Here is an 18,162-nt window from a genome sequence, read left to right as displayed (position 1 = left end):
CTGTTCGGCCATAACGATAATAAAACCGGAGACACCCATGCCCCGTTTCATCCTGAGCCCGCGTGGCCTGCTGACCTGCCTGATCACCACTTGCCTGAGCCAGCCGTTGCTCGCTGCTGACGGTCCGGTGGCGCCGAGCGTGCAAACCGCCGCAAGCAACGCTGCCGTGCTGCAAACCCTGCCTTTCAGCGACCGCACCGATTTCGAATCCGTCAGCAAAGGCTTGATCGCACCGTTCAAGGGCCAGATCAAGGATGCCGCCGGCAAAGTCATCTGGAACGTCAATGCCTATGATTTCCTCGCCAAAGACAAGACGCCGGAATCGGTCAATCCGAGCCTGTGGCGACTGGCACAGCTCAATGCCCACGCCGGTCTGTTCGAGGTCAGCCCCAAGCTGTATCAGGTGCGCGGCCTCGACCTCGCCAACATGACCATCATCGAAGGTGACGACGGGCTGATCATCATCGATCCGCTGACCATGGCCGAAACCGCCAGGACGGCGCTGGATCTGTACTACGCCCATCGCCCGCGCAAACCCGTCGTCGCGGTGATCTACAGCCACACTCATGTCGATCATTTCGGCGGCGTGCGCGGGGTGATCGACGAGGCCGATGTCAAGTCCGGCAAGGTCAAGGTGTATGCGCCAGCGGGATTCATGGAACACGTGATGAGCGAGAACGTCATGGCCGGCAATGCCATGAGCCGCCGCGCGCAGTACCAGTTCGGCAGCCTGTTGCCGCGCAGTGAAAAAGGCCAGGTCGACGCTGGCCTCGGCAAGAGCGCGCCCAGCGGTGGCACGGTCACACTGATCGCGCCTACCGATCTGATTGCCGAGCCGTTGGAAACCCGCACCATCGCTGGCCTGCAAGTCGAATTCCAGCTGACCCCAGGCACCGAAGCGCCAGCGGAAATGAACCTTTATCTGCCGCAGCTGAAAGCCTTGTGCATGGCCGAAAACGCCACGCAGATGATGCACAACATCCTCACCCCGCGCGGCGCGCAAGTACGCGATGCCAAAGCCTGGTCGCAATACCTCGATGACAGCCTCATGCGCTACGGTGACAAGGCGGACGTGCTGTTCGCCCAACACAACTGGCCGACCTGGGGTGGTGAGCGCATTCGTACTTTGCTCGCCGATCAGCGTGACATGTACGCCTTCATCAACGACCGCACCCTGCACTTGCTCAACCAGGGCCTGACGCCGCTGGAAATTGCCGAAGCAATCAAGAAACTGCCCGGCTCGCTCGATCAGAAGTGGTACACCCGTGGTTATTACGGCTCGCTGAGTTTCAATACGCGCGCGGTGTATCAGCGCTACATGGGTTTCTACGACGGCAACCCGGCCAACCTCAACCCGCTGCCGCCGGTCGATGCGGCTAAACGCTCGGTCGAGGCCATGGGCGGTGCCACGTCGGTACTGGAAAAAATGCGCAGTGCGATGGCCAGCGCTGACTACCGCTGGGCCGCGCAGTTGGGCAGCCAGTTGCTGTTCGCCGATCCGGACAACGCGGATGCCCGCAACGCTCAAGCCGAGACGCTGGAGCAGTTGGGTTATCAAAGCGAGAACGCCACCTGGCGCAACATGTACCTGACCGGTGCGATGGAACTGCGCAACGGCGTACCACCGCAGTCTGCCAATACCGTATCGGTGGACATGGTCCGGGCGATGAGTCCGGAAATGTTCTTCGATTACCTCGCGGTACGCCTGGACAGCGACAAAGCCGTGGCCCATGACCTGACGCTGAACTGGACGTTCGACGATGTGCAAAAGGATTTCACCCTGACCCTGCGCAACGGCGTGCTGACTCACCGCGCCGGCTTGAATCCGGCGGCGGATGCGAGCGTCAGCCTGAGCCGCGATACGCTGGAGAAGATCAGCCTGAAGCAATTGGACTTCCCGACGGCGATGCAAAAAGGGCTGGTGAAGTTGCAGGGCAATGGTCAGAAATTCGGATTATTGATGGGCAGCCTGGATACGTTCGGGCCGCAGTTCAATATCGTCACGCCTTAGGCCAAACGCCCCTCATGCCTGACCGGGATTCAACCGGAACTGCTTCGGCGTAATCCCGAACTGTTTGCGAAACGCGCGGATAAAGTTGCTCGGCTGGCGATAACCCAGCCGCTCAGCGATCCGCTCGATCGGTTGATCGCCCGCCGTCAGCCAGTGCCGCGCCATCGTCAGATTGTCCTCACGCGCAGGCGCACAAGTTGCAGCGTGCCAGTGGCGCAGCATGCTCTGATGCAGAAACGGGTTGGCGCCCAGCAAGGCCTGATCGAGCCTGGAGCGCGGCAAGGTCAGGCACAGATGCTCGCCCTGCTCCACCGCGATACCCACTCCACGCAGCCAGCCACCGGCCATTTGCGCGGGGCGCAGGCTGACACTCACAAACAAATCTCCAGGCGCCCCGCCGAGTCGACGGGCAATGTTGCGCACCAGCGTTATCGCCGCCGCATCCAGGGCGAAATGATGGAGCTGCCCCTGCAGCGAATGCAGGCGCAAACGAGCCACGTCGCCTGCCTCGACCAACTCCACCGCAACGTAATTGATCACCCTTGGCAAGCAGTCAATGAAGCACTTCAGACTGGCCCGCAGGGTCGCGGCCGAGTCGAGCAGAATATTCAGTCCTTGCAGGCAATCGGTCGCCATCCCGTCGGACAGTTCGCAGCCAAACGTCGGCGCTACCCCGGCCCATTCACACTCACGCCACAACCGTTCAAGCGCTTGTGCGGCGATCAATTGATGCTGTCCGGCAAGCACAGACGGGCAGATCCCGACGCGCGTCATCAAGCGTTGCGGGCACAGCCCGGACTGGCGAGCATGCGCGAGAATCGTGCGGGTGAACGCGCTGGAGGCGAACAGAGGCTGAGACATGAAGGCGGCCATGGAAGAACAGGCGTGTACTTATGCCAGCGGACGTGCTATCGATCCAATGCATTAAAAGTATTCACAAAATGCAGGAGACGCATGATGGATCTTCGCCAGCTTCGCCACTTGGTCGCCCTCGCTGATTACCGCAACTTCGGTCGCGCCGCCGAGGCGATCAACCTCAGCCAACCGGCGTTCAGCCGCAGCATCCAGACTCTGGAGCGTGACCTTGACTGCGAGCTGGTCGAGCGCAGCAGCCGTGAGTTTCGCCTGACCGGGCAAGGCCAACTGGTGCTGCAACATGCGCGGCGCCTGCTCGCTGGCAGTCAGGCGCTGCACAACGAATTGACGCAATACAACGGCCTCACCGGCGGCGAACTGCAATTCGGTTGCGGCCCGTATCCGGCACAAGTGCTGGTGCCGGAAGCGCTGGCCGATTTCATTCAGGCGCATCCGGCAATTCGTACGCGCTTTCATCAGGGCGACTGGCAGCAATTGTCGCTGTGGTTGCGCGAGCAGCAGATCGAGTTTTTCGTCGCCGATGCGCGGCACTTCGTCAGCGATCCGCAGTATGAGGTACACCTGCTGCGCACGCGGCCGGGACGGTTTTTCTGTCGCGCTGGCCATCCGCTTGCCGCGCAACGAGACCTGCGCTTGCGCGCCCTGCTCGATTACCCGATCGTCGGCACGCGCATTCCTCCGATGATCCGCAAGGTGCTCGCCGATATCCTCGGTGAGCAGGACTTCACCCCGAGCGTCGAGTGCGCACAATTTGACGCGATCCAGCGCGTAGTGCTGCGTTCAGACGCGGTGGGGCTTGCCACGCTTGAGGCCTTGCGTGAACAACTTGATCGAGGCCTGATCGAGCTGCTCGACTTTGTCGACGTCCCCCATGACGAGCCGGCGCTGCAACTGGGTTATGGCATCGTCAGCCGCGCCGGTTTTACCCTGACGCCAGCAGCGCGGGCGATGATCGAGGCGATCCTCAGCGTCGATCAGCGTTTGCTGGCGGCTAACGGAGCGACGGGAGACGCGCGCACAACATGAGCAAAATCGATCCGCAGCCCGTCAACGCTTTTTACGCGCCGACCCTGCTGCCGGCCATTGAAGAATTGCTCGCGCGCGGCGTTACCCAAGACGCCATCGAAGCGCAGCTGCGCCGCAGCCTGTTCGATCTGCGCACGCCGTTCACGCGCATGCCGCTGCTGATGTCGCGGCGCTTCTGGGCGTTTGCCGTGGAACAGAGCGGGGATCCACTGATCGGTCTGGCGGCGGGTGAACGTTTCGTTTCGACGGCCACCAACGGGCTGACCTATCTGTTCGATGTCGCCGTGTCGCTGGAACGTGCCTGTGCGTTTTTCGCCGAGTACTTTGCGTTTTTCAACGGGCATTTCCGTGTGCAAATCCTGCGTAAAGATGACGGCGTAACACTGCGTCTGGTCGAAGCCGGCAGTCTGGGTGCTCCGGCGGCGCTGACCGATTACATCCTTGTCAGCCTGTGCAGCCTGGTACGACGCAAATTGCTCGCCAGCGGCGTGAATCGTGATCCGGTGCTAGGTGTGGCATTGGCATCGGCAAGCCGCGAGCAGCATCAATCGGCATTGCGCGCCCCGGTGAGCGCAGAGCAATCATGCGCGGCGATTTATCTGGATCCTCAGCTGTTCGTAATGCCGTTGACACCGGGCAATCCGGCATTGGAAACAACGCTTGTCGATCTGCTGGAACAGACCCGACGTCTCAGTGAATCGACCTTGCTCGGACAGCTCAGCGATTATCTGATCGAAGATCTGGCGACAGCGGATTGGCAGCAGTTCTGTGTTACACAGCATTTGCTTGAGCGCACGGCGGCAAGGCGTTTGAAGGCGTTGGGCTGGACTTTCAGCGAACTGCTTGATGAGCATCGCCGCTATCGTGCCGAGGACCTGCTGCAATCCGGGGCGCTGGAGCTGGTCGACGTGGCGGATCGCTTGGGTTACAGCGATGTGCAGGGATTCAACCGGGCTTTCGCGCGCTGGCTGGGGTGCGCGCCTGGGGAGTATCGGGCGCGGTGGCTGAAGCTTTGAATTGGCTGGTGTCAGTGCTGGCCCCATCGCTGGCAAGCCAGCTCCCACAGAGGCCAGTGCTGACACAGGATTTGTGAACAACCTCGAGCCCTGTGGGAGCTGGCTTGCCAGCGAAGAGGCCCGCCCGAGCAATCAAAAACTCACTGCCCCGAAGCCACACTCGCCGGCGCTCGTTCCGGGGTGACGATGCTGCCCAGATCGATATGCTTCCACTCAGGCTTGGCCCCCAAGCGCGCATTGAAGCGGTAGTTGAAAGTGAACTCATCCGCCGTCGGCACGCTCAGCGGTTTGCCATATACCGCTTCAATCCCCGCAAGGTCATAACCCATCACCTGCAACAGCGTCGGGAAGATGTTGTAGTGGCTGGAGCGGTCCTTGTTTGCCGGCAGATTCGCTGCCCAGTCCGGCGTCTGCAATCCACGGCCCTGAATCACCACCAGCGGCACCAGCCCCTCCTCTTCCACCGGGTCGCCGCCGCAGTGGGTATTCAAGCCCGGGTTGCCGCGCTCATGCAGATCCTGGCCATGATCGGAGGTGTAGATCAGCAGCGCATTGTCCAGATTGGCCTGGGCAAACACCCGGGCGAAGAACTCGCCGACGTTCCACAACAGCGTGTTCTTGTAGGCGTTGCGATACAGCACCCAGTCATCCGGCTGGCCATTGAAACCGGGGCGTTCGCCAGTGTCGGCGACTTCGGTGAACTGCCCGCGCGGCAGCGTCGGCCGGTAGGCCATGAACGCGTCCGGGTATTTGTCATGCACCGGAAAATGCGCGCCGACCTTGTTGATCACGATCAGCTCGGGGCGATCGTCATTGAGCAATTCGATCAGCTTCGCCGCTGCCGCCATATCGCGGTCGCGCACGCTGGTCTGGTCGAATTGCACGAAACTGTCGATGTCGTTTTTCTCGGCGGCGGTCATCAGGTTCTGCAAATTGCCGGCCGTGCGTTGGGCGTCGATGTAGACCGTGCCGAGCCCGGCCTTCTTCGCGTACTGCCAGATCGACGGCAACGTGCTGTTGATGCGCCTGTAATCGGCGCGGGTGCCGCCGTAGCGCAAGGTGACGTTGGTGTCGGCGCTGCAGTTGGCAATGGACGCGGCATAACCGAAATTGAAGACATCGACCCCGGCCGGCGCTTGCTTGAGGTTGCTGTGCACGCCGAACGGCGCGTTGATGTCAAGGTAATTGCCGGAAATGCTTTCGTCGATGATCAGCACGATATCGTGGCTGATGGCAGGCGCGGCGCGCGCGAGCGTCACCGATTCACGCGGGCCGACGGTGTCATGCAACGCTTCGTAGGCAAACAGGTTGAGGTAGGCCAGCGGCGTGTACATGATCGGCAGACCACGCGCGCCCTCACCCGCACGTAAAAACAGCAAAGCGCTGAGCATCAACACGCCGATGACCGGAGCCGCTACTCGCAACGTATTGGGTATGTACAGCGCATGACGCGGCTTGAGCCCGATGCCGAACAACAGCAGCAAGCCACTGAGCAGCGCGCGCAGGATCGCGTCGCGGTACTGATAGGCCGCTTCCTGAATGAAGCCGCCGGAGTACACCAGCGAGACAAAATCGCTGTACCTCAGGTAATCCGCCGTGACCCGGGTATAGACATCGAAAAAAACCGCCGCCACAAACAGCGTTAATGCGAACGCATGTCGAACAAGAGCCTGACGTATATAGGCAGTTAGATATAACGCGAAAGTAAGCGCCAAAAACATCGCGCCAAAAACAAGTACATTAAAACCCCACCCGATAGCATTTAACCGGTCCAGATAGTAGTCGGAAAAGAGCAATAAGTAGGCAACTAAAAGCAGTTCCTTGGCGTATTTGAACATGGCGATACCGGCCGTCCGAAATGGGAGGTTGTCAAAGCTTTGTCGGTCAGAACCTGACACTAGCACCCGGCCATCAAAGCGCAAGAAATGACTGATAGCCGGGTAAAGCGTCAAAAAAACGGTGACTCAAATCTGACACACCGGCGGGGATGAAAGCCTTTAATTTCGGGGACTTAGACCGTCTGTCGGTTAAATTGAATCTGAACAAATCTGCAAAGAAAGAACAAATTCAATCGCAGCAATGACTTGATGGCCAATCGCCAAAAACGCCTCAAGTGTTATACCCGTGCAACATGTCATTTTGCTGACACGCTTTTCAAACCCTGCGCTATACCCCTTTAACAATCTCATTCCGTAGTTAACTTTTCTGGTTTTATTGAGGTGCGCAGATGGACGTGAGCGTATTTGGCACTGGCTATGTCGGACTTATACAAGCCGCTGCACTTGCCGATGTCGGCCATCGGGTTTTATGCATTGATATTGATCCGAACAAGATCAAACAACTGCAACAAGCGGTACCGCCTATCAGTGAGCCAGGCCTGTCCGCAACACTTGAAGAAAACATCAAGGCCGGGCGCTTGTTGTTCAGCACCCAGGCCAGTGATGCGGTGACTCACGCCGAGCTGATTTTCATCGCCGTCGGCACCCCGGCGGACGAAGACGGCTCAGCCGACCTCAGCCATGTACTCAACGTCGCCCGGCAGATCGCCGGCCTGATGGAGGCCGATCGCACGCTGATCATCAAATCCACAGTGCCGGTCGGGACTGCCGATCAGGTTCTGGCCACGGCCACCAGCGAATTGCTGCAGCGCGGCAAAACCGAGCTGCAGGTGCGCGTGGTATCCAACCCGGAATTTCTCAAGGAAGGCAGCGCCCTCGCCGACTGCATGCGCCCGGACCGGATCATCATCGGCACCCGCGACGACGCTGCCCGCGAGCAGATGAGCGAGCTGTACGCGCCGTTCTGCCGCAACCACGAAAAACTGATGTTCATGGACAACCGCAGCGCCGAGCTGACCAAATACGCGGCCAACGCGATGCTCGCCACCCGCATCAGTTTCATGAACGAACTGGCCAATCTCACCGAGCTGCTCGGCGCCGACATCGAAGCGGTGCGCAAAGGCATCGGCTCCGACCCGCGCATCGGCTATCACTTCATCTATCCGGGCTGCGGCTTCGGTGGCTCGTGCTTTCCCAAGGATCTGCGGGCCTTGCTGCACACCGCCGAACACAACGGCATGCCGCTGAAACTGCTGCGCAGCGTCACCGACGTCAATGACAGCCAACGGCACATCCTGTTCAGCAAATTGCGCGCGCAGTTTCCGCAAGGCCTGGCCGGCAAATCCATCGCCGTCTGGGGCCTGGCGTTCAAACCGAACACCGACGACATGCGCGAAGCCCCCAGCCGTTACCTGATGGACGCGTTGTGGGCCGAAGGCGCCAGCGTGCAGGCTTATGATCCGGAAGCCATGTCCGAGTGCCGGCGCATCTACGGCTACCGCAACGACCTGCACTTGTGCGCGACCCGCGACGACACCCTTGAAGACGCCGACGCGCTGGTGATCTGCACCGAGTGGAAAAACTTCCGCGTGGTCGATTTCGAACTGCTCGCCGAGAAGCTGCGTTCGAAGGTAATCATCGATGGGCGCAATCTCTACAACCCGGAACAAGTAGCCGCCGCCGGCCTGCATTACAGCGGCATCGGCCTGCGCCACATCGCCCCCGAAGGGCTGCGGCCATGAAAATTCTGGTGACCGGTGCCGCCGGTTTCATTGGTGCCCATTGCGTCCTGCGCTTGCTGCGCGACGGGCATTCGGTGGTCGGCCTGGACAATTTCAATCACTACTACGACCCGCAGCTCAAGCACGACCGCGTGCAGTGGGTGCGCGAGCAGGTCGGCGATTTTCCGCTGGCCACGGTGGATCTGGCCCACGCTTCAGCGATCGACGCGTTGTTTGCCCGCGAGCAGCCACAAGTGGTGATCCATCTGGCCGCGCAGGCCGGGGTGCGTTATTCGCTGGACAATCCACGGGCGTATCTGGACAGCAACCTCAACGGTTTCCTGAACATTCTCGAGAGCTGCCGCCACCACCCGGTCGAGCACCTGATCTACGCCTCGTCGAGTTCGGTGTACGGCGCCAATCAACACACGCCTTACTCGGTCAAGGATGGCGTCAACCATCCGCTGTCGCTGTACGCCGCGACCAAAAAAGCCAATGAACTGATGGCGCACAGCTACAGCCATCTGTTCGGCATTCCCTGCACCGGCCTGCGCTTTTTCACCGTGTACGGGCCTTGGGGACGGCCGGACATGTCGCCGATCCAGTTCGCCCGGGCGATCAGCGAAGGCGAGCCGCTGAAGCTGTTCAATTACGGCGAGCACCAGCGCGACTTCACCTACATCGACGACATCATCGAAAGCATCGCACGCCTCATCGATCAGCCACCGCAAGCCAATCCGCAGTGGGATCGCGAGCAGCCCGACCCGGCCAGCAGCATGGCGCCGTGGCGCCTGTTCAACATTGGCGGGCAGCAGCCGGTTGCACTGAAAACCTACCTCGCGCTGATGGAAAAACATCTCGATCGGCAAGCCATTGTCGAGCTGCTGCCGCTGCAACCGGGCGACGTGCTCAACACCTGCGCCGAGGCCAGCGATCTGGCCCAGGCCACCGGATTCCAGCCCCGGATAGAACTGGATGAAGGACTGGGCCGCTTCATCGCCTGGTTCCGCGACTACTACCCCACTGCCCGTGCGCCGCTTGCGGCTGATTGAATGCGGAGGACGCCATGACTGGACATGAAAGAAGTGTGTCGATTGCACAAATGCGCCCTGACAAGCGCGTCGACCCGGAACATCGCATGCGCCTCGACGCGGCGATCCACCGTCAGGGTCGCGGCTGGCTCAGCGGCCGCGATGGTGGCCGCCCATGGCAGCTGTCGCGGACCAACCGGGTGGTCGCCTGCCTCGGCGCGCTGACGATTCTCGTGCTGATCTCGCCAGTGCTGCTGGGCCTGGCCCTGGCCATCAAGTTCACCAGCCCGGGGCCGGTGCTGTTCGTGCAGAAACGCACCGGTTATCGCGGGCGCAAGTTCGGCATGTTCAAGTTCCGCACCATGGTCAGCAACGCCGAAGAACTCAAAGAGTCGCTGCGCCACCTGAACAAACACGGGGCCGACGCCATCGACTTCAAGATCGACAAGGACCCGCGCGTCACCGGCATCGGCAGTTTTCTGCGGCGCACCAGCCTCGACGAGCTGCCCAATCTGATCAACGTAGTGACCGGCGACATGCGCCTGGTCGGCCCTCGTCCGACCTCGTTCAACGCCTACCGCTACAAGGACAATCACCTCGCGCGTCTGGCGATCTACCCCGGCATGACCGGTCTGTGGCAGATCTCCGGACGCAGCAACATCGACTTCGACCAGCGCGTTGAGTTGGACCTCAGCTACATCGCCGAGCAGAGCCTTCTGCTTGATCTGAAGATTCTGTTGAAAACCCCCTTCAAAGTATTCAGCGGCCACGGAGCAAGCTAATGGACGGTTCAACCAATAAAAGCCTGAGCATCGCCAGCCCCAGCGAATCGAATCTGACTTCGACCGTGCTGGATCTCGATCTGCGCATTCTGTTCCTGACCGCCGCCAACCCCGGCGCCGGCACCACTACCAGCGCGCTGGCACTGGCCAGTCAGCTGGCGCAGATGAGCAGCGGCCAGGTGCTGCTGGTCGACGCCAGCCAGTCGGCGAACAACCTCACCCAGCAAATGAACCTCGGCAAGGAGCGCGGCCTGCGCGACCTGCTGTTCAACCCGGGCAACCCGCCGCTGTTGCAGGACTGCGTGGTGCAGGTCTCGAGCCTGCCCTTCCATGTGCTGCCCAACGGCCGGCCGATCCGCACGCTGGAACACCTGACCGCCGAGCGCCTGAGCCCGTTGCTCGACCAGTTGGGCAGCCAGTACCGCTTTGTGGTGATCGACGGCGACGCGGTGTATTCCGCCGCCGACACCCTGGTCATCAGCACTCAGGTCGACGGCGTGGTGTTTGTCGTGCGCGCCGAAGACACCCGCTGGGAAGTCGCCCAGGCCGCTGTGCAACGCCTGACTCAGGCCGGGGCGAAAGTGGTCGGCAGCGTGTTCAACCGGCGTAAGTACTACATGCCCAAATGGCTTTACAAAAACCTGTAAGCGAACGCAAAGGATGACGCCATGAACGCCAGAATGCTTGTCCTGCTGTTGCTGCCGCTTGCGGGCTGCTCCAGCACTTCCGACACCCAGAACATGCCGGTGAATATTCTCACCGCCTCCCCGGCCAACGCCCAGGCGACCGATATGCCGAAGATCGAGCAGACCCTGCGCCCGCAGGATGTGCTGGACGTGATCTTCCATATCAGCACCAGCGGTTCGGACGCCTACCGCGTGCAATCGGGCGACCAGATCGGCCTGAATTTCACCGCCGCCAGCCAGCTCAACGGCAATCAACTGGTGCTGCCCGACGGCACCATCGAACTGCCGGGCGCCAACACCTCGGTGAAAATCGCCGGGCTGACCAGCGAAGAAGCGCGCCAGGAAATCCAGCGCGTGTATCAGCGCAAACAGCTGTTCCAGCCCAACCGCAACCAGCTCACCGTGCAGATCATCAGCCCGCTGAGCAACGAGCAGAACCTGAAAAGCGCCCTCAATCACCCGGCCACCGGCATGAGCCGCGAGATCACCGTCGGCACTGACGGCTACGCGAGTTTTCCGGAAATCGGCGCCGTGCCGCTGCAAGGCATGACCGTCAATCAACTGGAATCGTTCCTCAACAAAAAGTACGCGCAACTGCCGGGCCGCATGACCGTGGACGTGCTGCTCAAGTCCACCGCAGGCAACGAGATCTACGTGCTCGGCGAGGTCGCACAACCGGGCTCGTATCCGATCCGCCGGCCGGTGTCGGTGCTCGAGGCGCTGACCCTGGCGCGCGGTACCAACGTCAAGGCGCGGCTGGATTCGGTGGTGATCATGCGGCGCAACGGCAATCAGGTGAAAGCCGTGCGCTACGACGTCGAAAAAGCGCTGTCCGGCGACGCCCCGCAAATCGCCTACCTGCAACCGGACGACATGCTCTACGTGCCAAAAACCAAACTGGCCAGCGCCGGCGAACTCGCCCGCCAACTGGCTGATGTGGTGCTGTTCCAGGGCGTCGGTTTCAGCTTCGGCTACCGCGTCGACAACAAAGACAGTGACAACTAACTCACAGGTGACCGACATGAACCCAAAGGAAAACTACCTGCATGAGTTCTTCAGGATTTTCTTCGCCAACAAGCAGCTGGTGAAGCGCGTCTTCCTGACCTTTGCAGTCATCGCCCTGCTCCTGCCGTTGCTGCTCAAACAGAGCTTCGATATCACCGCGCAGGTCATCGTGCAGTCGAAAAAACTCTCTCAGGGCGACGCCACCACGTCGCTCACGGTGGACAACGCCACGTTCATTCCGCCGTCGCTGGCGGACATGGAAACCGAGAGCAACATCCTCCGCTCGCCAGCACTGATCCGTCAGACCATCAGCGAACTGCGCGACAACGGTGAATACAGCCCGCCACCCGGGGTGTTCGCCAAGTTGCTTGGCGAACCGTTCAAGCGCTACGTCTCGACACCGCTGCGCGAGTACGTCATCAACCCGCTGCGCAACGGGCTCGGCATGGAAACCGATCCGGTGCGTGACACCACCCTCGACGCCCTGACCCAGCAAGCCGTCGACAGCCTGAAAATCGAAACCCTGCCCGGTTCCAACGTGATCTCGATCACCTACAGCTTCCCGGATCCGCAGCAAGGCACGACGTTTGTCAGCGCCCTGCTGCAGAACTATCTGGTCAGCCGTCAGGCCCTGCAATCGATCGACTTGCCGCAGTCGTTCTACGAGACCAAAAAGCACCAGTATCAAGTGCGTCTCGATGGCCTGGAAGGTAATCGTCAAGCACTGCTGGAAAATGTCGGCGCAGCGGATCCGAAGGAGGAAATCACCTTCCGCCTCAACGCCATCAACACTGAAGAACAGGCGCTGAACCTGTATCAGGACCGCCTGCTGCAAAGCCAGCGCTGGCTCGAATATCTGAAAACCGCGCTCGCCGCCGCCAGCAGTAGCAAGCTCAACGACTACACCTTCCCCTACACCTTCACCACCACCGTCGACAACGTGGCGTTCGAGGACCGGGAAATCAAACAGATGGGCGAGCAACTGACCAGCCAGGTCAGCCGTTACATGAACGATCTGGCGGTGTTCCAGCCCGGCAGCGAACCGATGCTGTTGACCCGCGAGCAGATCGCCCGCACCCGTCAGCAGTTTCTCAAAGTGGTGAGCAACCGCATCCAGGAACGCACCGCCGACCTGGCCGTGGTCAAGCAGGTGATCGAGCAGAAAACCGCGCGCATCGCCGAGTTCAAGAACCGCATCCGCGACCTGCAGCAGACCCAGAGCAAACTGCGCCAGATGGACACCGAGATCGATGCGCTGCACGCAGCGTTCTCGACCTATGCCCAGCGTTTTGCCGAAAGCAGCACCACGCGCTCGCTCAACGATGACCTGTCCAACGCCCGGGTACTCAGCCCGCCGTTCGAACCGACCGAGGCAGCGTTCCCGAAACCGCTGCTGATCATCCCTTTCGGGCTGTTCACCGGTCTGCTGCTGGCAATCGCGTTCGTCTACGTGCGTGAGTTCTTCGACCATCGCTTCAAGCATCCGGCGCAAATCAGCCATGAGCTGGGTCTGCCGGTCTTGTTGGTACTCAACGAAGAAACGTCACAGCCGGGCAATCCGCACAAGAACTGGACCATGCCGAGCCTGGTTCACTGGGTGCGCAATTGAACGCGGTGTCCACCCCAATCGTCGCCCTGCCGATCATTCATTTGCTCAGCAGCGGCGGCTTCTACGGGGCCGAGCGGATGTTGCTGGATCATTGCCTGGCCACGCCGGGGCAGCACCAGGTGCTGTTCCTCGACGCACCGCCTGAGCTGATCTCGCGCTTTCGCGAGGCTGGGGTGGACGCTCGCGCTTGTTCAGGGCCGGGCGAGCTGTTGCGGCACTTGCGTCAGCGCCGTGGCGACAAACCGTTGCTCAACACCCACAACTTCAAAGGACTGCTGTTCGGCTGGGTCGGCGCCACGCTGTTGCGCCTGCCGCTAGTGATCACCCAGCACGGGTTCACGCCGCGCAGTCGCAAGCAGAAGTTCTACACCTGGCTAAGCCTGCAACTGTGCCGCACGGCGTCGGTAAAACGGGTGGTCTGCGTGGCGGAAAGTATCGCCGTGCTGCACCGTCAGGCCAACGTCCGGACGGAGAAGTTGCAGGTGATTCCCAACGGTTTACCAGCGGCGCCAGCGATGCCGTCGCTGGCAGAGCGGCAACGCTGGCTGGCCGGTTACGTCGGTCGATTGAGCAGCGAGAAAGGCCCGGACCTGTTCCTCGATGCGCTGATCGCATTGTGTCACCAGCATCCGCAACTGGACGCGGTGATGCTCGGTGACGGACCGGAACGCGAGGCCTTGCAGGCGCGCATCGATGCTGCCGGGTTGCAGCAGCGGATTCGCCTACCGGGCTACCAGACGGCGATGCAAGGCTGGTGGCAACAACTCGATGCGCTGGTGATCAGCTCGCGCACCGAGGGCACGCCGATGATTCTGCTCGAAGCGATGCAGGCCGGGGTGCCAGTGGTGGCGTTCGCGGTCGGCGGCATTCCCGATGTCCTGCAGGACCGTCACAACGGCCTGCTCGCGGCGCCGACGGATACCGCCGCCCTCGCCCGCCAGCTCGACACCTTGCTGGCCGAACCGAAGCTGGCCGCGCAGTTGCGTGAAAACGCCAGACGCACCCAACAGGAACGCTACGACCTCAAGGCTTTGGCCGAACGCTGGTCGCAGCTGTACATCCACACGGCACGGGAGACACGCGCATGATTTTCCCGCTCTCGATCGTCAGTCTGTTCGCCCTGGTCAGCCTCGGTTTGCTGGCCAGTCCCTGGCCGTATCTGGCGCCGGGGGCTGTGATTGGCCTGGTCGGTTTCACCGTCCTGTACCGCAAGCCGACCTGGGGCCTGCTCGGCATTGCCGCGCTGGTGCCGTTCGAAGGGTTCTTCAAAGACAGTTCAGTGTCGGGAAGCAAGTTGCTCGGCGCGTCCCTGGCGGTAATCGTGATGCTGCAACTGGCGCTGCACCAGATTCCGTCGCAACGCCTGCGCAGCAACCTGTGGCACTGCCTGATCGGCTTCATGGTTCTGTATTTTCTCAGCCTGCTCAATACCGATGACATGGGCATGTCGCTGGGGCATCTGCGCGAACTCAGCGTTGGTCTGGTGCTGTTTGTCATTACCTTGTTGATCGGCCGCGAACTGAACCTCGACCTGTTCGCCCGGCTGGTGACCCTCGCCGTCACCGCGACCTGCGCCATGGCGATGTTCTCGGCGAAGTTTCAGGATCAGGGCCGCGCCGCCGGCCTGCTCGAAGACCCCAACGCCTTCGCTATGCTCATCGCCTTCGCCATTCCTCTGGGTCTGCTGCTGGTGATCCGCAGCCCGAACCTGCTGCACCGCTTGTTCTGGGGCGCCTGCTGCCTGCTGTTGCTCGGTGGCATGACCAAGACCGAATCGCGCTCAGGTCTGGTGGTATTGGCGTTGAGCCTGCTCATCGGCATTTGGCACTACCGCGCGCAACTGACCCACATCCGCCCACGGCATCTGGGTTTCGTCATGCTCGGTGCGGCCATCGTGATTCCGCTGGCGATCTACGCCATGCCGGCCGGTTACATGGCGCGGATCCAGTCATTGAGCATCCTCAGCGCCGGCTCCAAGGCGCAGGACGAATCCCTCGGCCGCCGTGCTTCCTACATCGTCGTCGGCGGCCAGATGATCCGCGAACATCCGGTGCTCGGCTCCGGTCCCGGGACCTTCCCGTTGCATTACGCGACCACCGGTTACGCCAAGGCGTTTTCCGCCAACCGCAAGATCGGCGATCTGTACCGCCGCGCCCACAACACCTATCTGGAAATCTTCAGCGAACTGGGCGTGCCCGCCGGGCTGTTCTTCGTCGGCATGCTCGGGCTCGGTCTGTACAACCTGATTCGCGCGCGGGCGGCGTGGATGCTGCGCGGTGATGGACATCGGGCGGACATGATGACCCACCTGGGGGTGAGCTTTCTATCGCTGACCCTGTTCCTGATGTTCCTCAGCGCGCCGAACCAGAAATACGTGTGGATCATGCTGGCGCTGACCAGCGTCCTGCGCATCAAGGCCGAGCAGGCGCCACTGACCCCGGAGACGCAGGCATGAAGCGGATCAGCATCGTCATCCCGATGTACAACGAGGCGCGGCACATTGGCCGTACCCTGCTCGCCGCGCAGAAAGCCGCACACGCGGCCAACGTCGAGTGCGAGCTAATCGTGGTCGACAACGGCTCGACCGATCAGGGTCCGCAGATTGCCCGGCAGTTCGGCGCAACCGTGCTGAGCTTGCCGGGGCTGTTGATCGGCGCTCTACGCAATCGCGGCACGGCGATCGCCAGCGGGGAATGGCTGGCCTTCATCGACGCCGACGTGGAAATGCCTGAAACCTGGTTGCAGCCCTTGTTCGACATCCAAGCCAGTGGCCAAGCCGATGTGTTCGGCCTGGATCTGCATACGCCGGCCGAGGCGCCATGGTTCGCCACGGCCTGGCAGCGGCGCACTTCGCAGCCGTCGCACCGCGTCAGCCACAGTGTCGATTGGCTGCCCAGTTCCAACCTGCTGATGCGTCGCGAATGGTTCGACAAGGTCGGCGGTTTCAACGAGGCCCTGCGCACTGGCGAAGACAAGGAATTCACCCTGCGCCTGCACGAACAGGGCGCGCGTCTGCTGTCGGTCAATGACAAGGTCGCGCTGCACTGGGGTTACGAGATGAACTGGCGCGAATGGATGGGCAAGGAAATGTGGCGTCAGGGCAGCCATCTGCAACTGCTGCGCACCCATGGCATGAGCCTGCGCCTGCTGCGCTTTCCAATATTGTCGTTGTTGGTGTGGATCCTCGATTTCCTGGCGATTTCCGCACTGCTAGACGGCTTTCCCCATCACGCGGCGGTGATGGTCACCCTGACCGTGATCCCCGGTCTGGTCCTGAGCGTTCGCCAGAGCATCAAGCACCGCGATCCGATTCTGCTCTTGCAACTGTGGGGCCTGCACTGGCTGCGCCTGCACCTGGCCGGCGCGGCGTTCATTTTGAGTCTGTGTCAGTGGAACGCAAGGAGGCCTGCCCGTGGCTGAGTTCATTTTCTGGATGTGCCTGTTGCTGCCGGTCTACGCCTACGTCGGCTACCCGCTGTTGCTGACGATCCTCGCGCCGCTGTTTCCAGCGTGGCGACACACGCCGGCGCCGCCGCTGAACGTCAGCATCGTCATCGCCGCGCACAACGAGGCGCGGCATATCGAGCACAAGTTGCGCACGCTGCTGGCCCAGGATTATCAACCGGCAACGCTGCAGATCATTCTCGCCAGCGACGGCTCTACCGATGACACCGTGGCCTGCGCGCACAAAGTGATTGATCCGCGCATCACCGTGCTTGACCTGCCGCGTCAGGGCAAAGCCGCCACGCTGAATGCCGGCGCGGCCCTGAGCAGCGGCGACATTCTGGTGTTCACCGATGCCGACAACCAATGGTCACGCGACACCCTCGGTCACTTGCTCGCGCCGCTGAGCGATCCACAGGTCGGCGCTTGCGCCGGGCACATGGTGATCCCGGTCACCGGTGGCGGTCTGAGTGTCGGCGACAGCCTCTATCGGCATTACGAAGGGTGGTTGCGCCGGGTCGAGAACCGCACCGGTTGCATGGTCTCGGCCGACGGCGCCCTGCTCGCCCTGCGCCGCGAGCTGTTCCAGAACGTACCGGCCGAGGTCAACGACGACTTCTTTATCAGCACCTGCGCGCCGGTAGCCGGCAAGCGCATCGTCTACGTTCCCGAAGCGCAAGTGATCGACCATGGCGTCGACGAGGCGGACAAACAGTTTCGCCGCCGTCAGCGCGTCACCGTCGGCGGCCTGCAAAGCCTGGCCCAGCGCCGCGAGCTGCTCAACCCGCTCAAGCATGGCCTGTATTCCCTGGCGTTGATCAGCCACAAATTGATCCGCCGCCTGGCGCCGGTACTCCTGCTGCCATTGCTGCTGAGCAATTGCTGGCTGTGGGACGAGCACGCTTTCTATCGCCTGAGCCTGATCGCGCAACTGTTCGGCTACAGCGTGGCAATTGCCGGGCTGCTGGATGCGCAACACCGCTTGCCGAAACCGTTCCGCCTCGCCGCGTTTCTGCTGGTCACCCTCGCCGGGATGAGTCTCGGCCTGTGGCAGTTCCTGCGCGGTCAGCGGTATGCCCAGTGGAATCCGGAACAGAACCGTTAAGAGGACCGAAGC

The 18,162-nt window shown here is 61.5% G+C and carries 15 protein-coding genes; 13 read left to right on the top strand and 2 right to left on the bottom strand.

The window, feature by feature from the left end; all coding sequences use genetic code 11:
* The first annotated feature begins 37 nt into the window (after positions 1 to 37).
* On the top strand, positions 38 to 2,011 hold the full coding sequence (locus AB4N73_RS05015; RefSeq protein WP_460143000.1) for an alkyl/aryl-sulfatase: 1,974 nt from the start codon (positions 38 to 40) through the stop codon (positions 2,009 to 2,011).
* Between the two features lie 12 nt (positions 2,012 to 2,023).
* Here the strand turns inward: AB4N73_RS05015 and AB4N73_RS05010 are convergent, their stop codons facing one another.
* A complete protein-coding gene (locus tag AB4N73_RS05010) occupies positions 2,024 to 2,872 on the bottom strand; it encodes a helix-turn-helix domain-containing protein (RefSeq protein ID WP_460142999.1) in 849 nt (282 codons plus the stop codon).
* Between the two features lie 96 nt (positions 2,873 to 2,968).
* On the opposite strand from AB4N73_RS05010, the gene AB4N73_RS05005 reads away from it, so the two are divergent.
* Both AB4N73_RS05005 and AB4N73_RS05000 read left to right on the top strand, forming a co-directional pair.
* Positions 2,969 to 3,913, top strand: coding sequence for a LysR family transcriptional regulator (locus AB4N73_RS05005; protein ID WP_150741570.1), 945 nt, complete (start codon positions 2,969 to 2,971; stop codon positions 3,911 to 3,913).
* On the top strand, positions 3,910 to 4,929 hold the full coding sequence (locus AB4N73_RS05000) for an AraC family transcriptional regulator (RefSeq protein ID WP_460142998.1): 1,020 nt from the start codon (positions 3,910 to 3,912) through the stop codon (positions 4,927 to 4,929). The genes AB4N73_RS05005 and AB4N73_RS05000 overlap by 4 nt, the downstream gene beginning before the upstream one ends.
* 140 nt (positions 4,930 to 5,069) lie before the next feature.
* Here the strand turns inward: AB4N73_RS05000 and AB4N73_RS04995 are convergent, their stop codons facing one another.
* Positions 5,070 to 6,767 carry a sulfatase-like hydrolase/transferase gene (locus AB4N73_RS04995; RefSeq protein WP_460142997.1) on the bottom strand — a complete coding sequence of 566 codons (1,698 nt, stop codon included), beginning with the start codon at positions 6,765 to 6,767 and terminating at the stop codon, positions 5,070 to 5,072.
* Between the two features lie 389 nt (positions 6,768 to 7,156).
* On the opposite strand from AB4N73_RS04995, the gene AB4N73_RS04990 reads away from it, so the two are divergent.
* The 10 genes from AB4N73_RS04990 to AB4N73_RS04945 are packed head-to-tail and all read left to right on the top strand — an operon-like array spanning position 7,157 to position 18,150.
* A complete protein-coding gene (locus AB4N73_RS04990) occupies positions 7,157 to 8,509 on the top strand; it encodes a UDP-glucose dehydrogenase family protein (RefSeq protein ID WP_056784540.1) in 1,353 nt (450 codons plus the stop codon).
* Positions 8,506 to 9,540, top strand: coding sequence for an NAD-dependent epimerase (locus tag AB4N73_RS04985; RefSeq protein ID WP_041478601.1), 1,035 nt, complete (start codon positions 8,506 to 8,508; stop codon positions 9,538 to 9,540). The genes AB4N73_RS04990 and AB4N73_RS04985 overlap by 4 nt, the downstream gene beginning before the upstream one ends.
* A gap of 14 nt (positions 9,541 to 9,554) precedes the next feature.
* Positions 9,555 to 10,301, top strand: coding sequence for a sugar transferase (locus AB4N73_RS04980; RefSeq protein WP_110646483.1), 747 nt, complete (start codon positions 9,555 to 9,557; stop codon positions 10,299 to 10,301).
* On the top strand, positions 10,301 to 10,948 hold the full coding sequence (locus AB4N73_RS04975) for a CpsD/CapB family tyrosine-protein kinase (protein ID WP_024012451.1): 648 nt from the start codon (positions 10,301 to 10,303) through the stop codon (positions 10,946 to 10,948). The genes AB4N73_RS04980 and AB4N73_RS04975 overlap by 1 nt, the downstream gene beginning before the upstream one ends.
* A gap of 21 nt (positions 10,949 to 10,969) precedes the next feature.
* Entirely contained in the window at positions 10,970 to 11,992 is a 1,023-nt protein-coding gene (locus tag AB4N73_RS04970) for a polysaccharide biosynthesis/export family protein (protein WP_095179536.1), read from the top strand.
* A 16-nt stretch (positions 11,993 to 12,008) separates the two neighbouring features.
* Positions 12,009 to 13,601 (top strand): GumC family protein, encoded by a 1,593-nt coding sequence (locus tag AB4N73_RS04965; protein WP_041478598.1) that lies wholly within the window; start codon positions 12,009 to 12,011, stop codon positions 13,599 to 13,601.
* On the top strand, positions 13,598 to 14,689 hold the full coding sequence (locus AB4N73_RS04960; RefSeq protein ID WP_252883537.1) for a glycosyltransferase family 4 protein: 1,092 nt from the start codon (positions 13,598 to 13,600) through the stop codon (positions 14,687 to 14,689). The genes AB4N73_RS04965 and AB4N73_RS04960 overlap by 4 nt, the downstream gene beginning before the upstream one ends.
* Positions 14,686 to 16,056: an O-antigen ligase family protein gene (locus AB4N73_RS04955; protein WP_457263609.1), complete on the top strand. Its 1,371-nt coding sequence runs from the start codon at positions 14,686 to 14,688 to the stop codon at positions 16,054 to 16,056. Before AB4N73_RS04960 ends, AB4N73_RS04955 begins: the two co-directional genes overlap by 4 nt.
* A complete protein-coding gene (locus tag AB4N73_RS04950; RefSeq protein WP_095179532.1) occupies positions 16,053 to 17,021 on the top strand; it encodes a glycosyltransferase family 2 protein in 969 nt (322 codons plus the stop codon). Before AB4N73_RS04955 ends, AB4N73_RS04950 begins: the two co-directional genes overlap by 4 nt.
* Entirely contained in the window at positions 17,014 to 18,150 is a 1,137-nt protein-coding gene (locus AB4N73_RS04945) for a glycosyltransferase family 2 protein (RefSeq protein ID WP_150635726.1), read from the top strand. The genes AB4N73_RS04950 and AB4N73_RS04945 overlap by 8 nt, the downstream gene beginning before the upstream one ends.
* Positions 18,151 to 18,162 lie beyond the last annotated feature (12 nt).

The sequence above is a fragment of the Pseudomonas sp. S3_B08 genome, assembly GCF_054667725.1.
The sequence above is the reverse complement of the archived record's forward strand: the minus strand, read 5'-3'. Positions and strand labels throughout refer to the sequence as shown.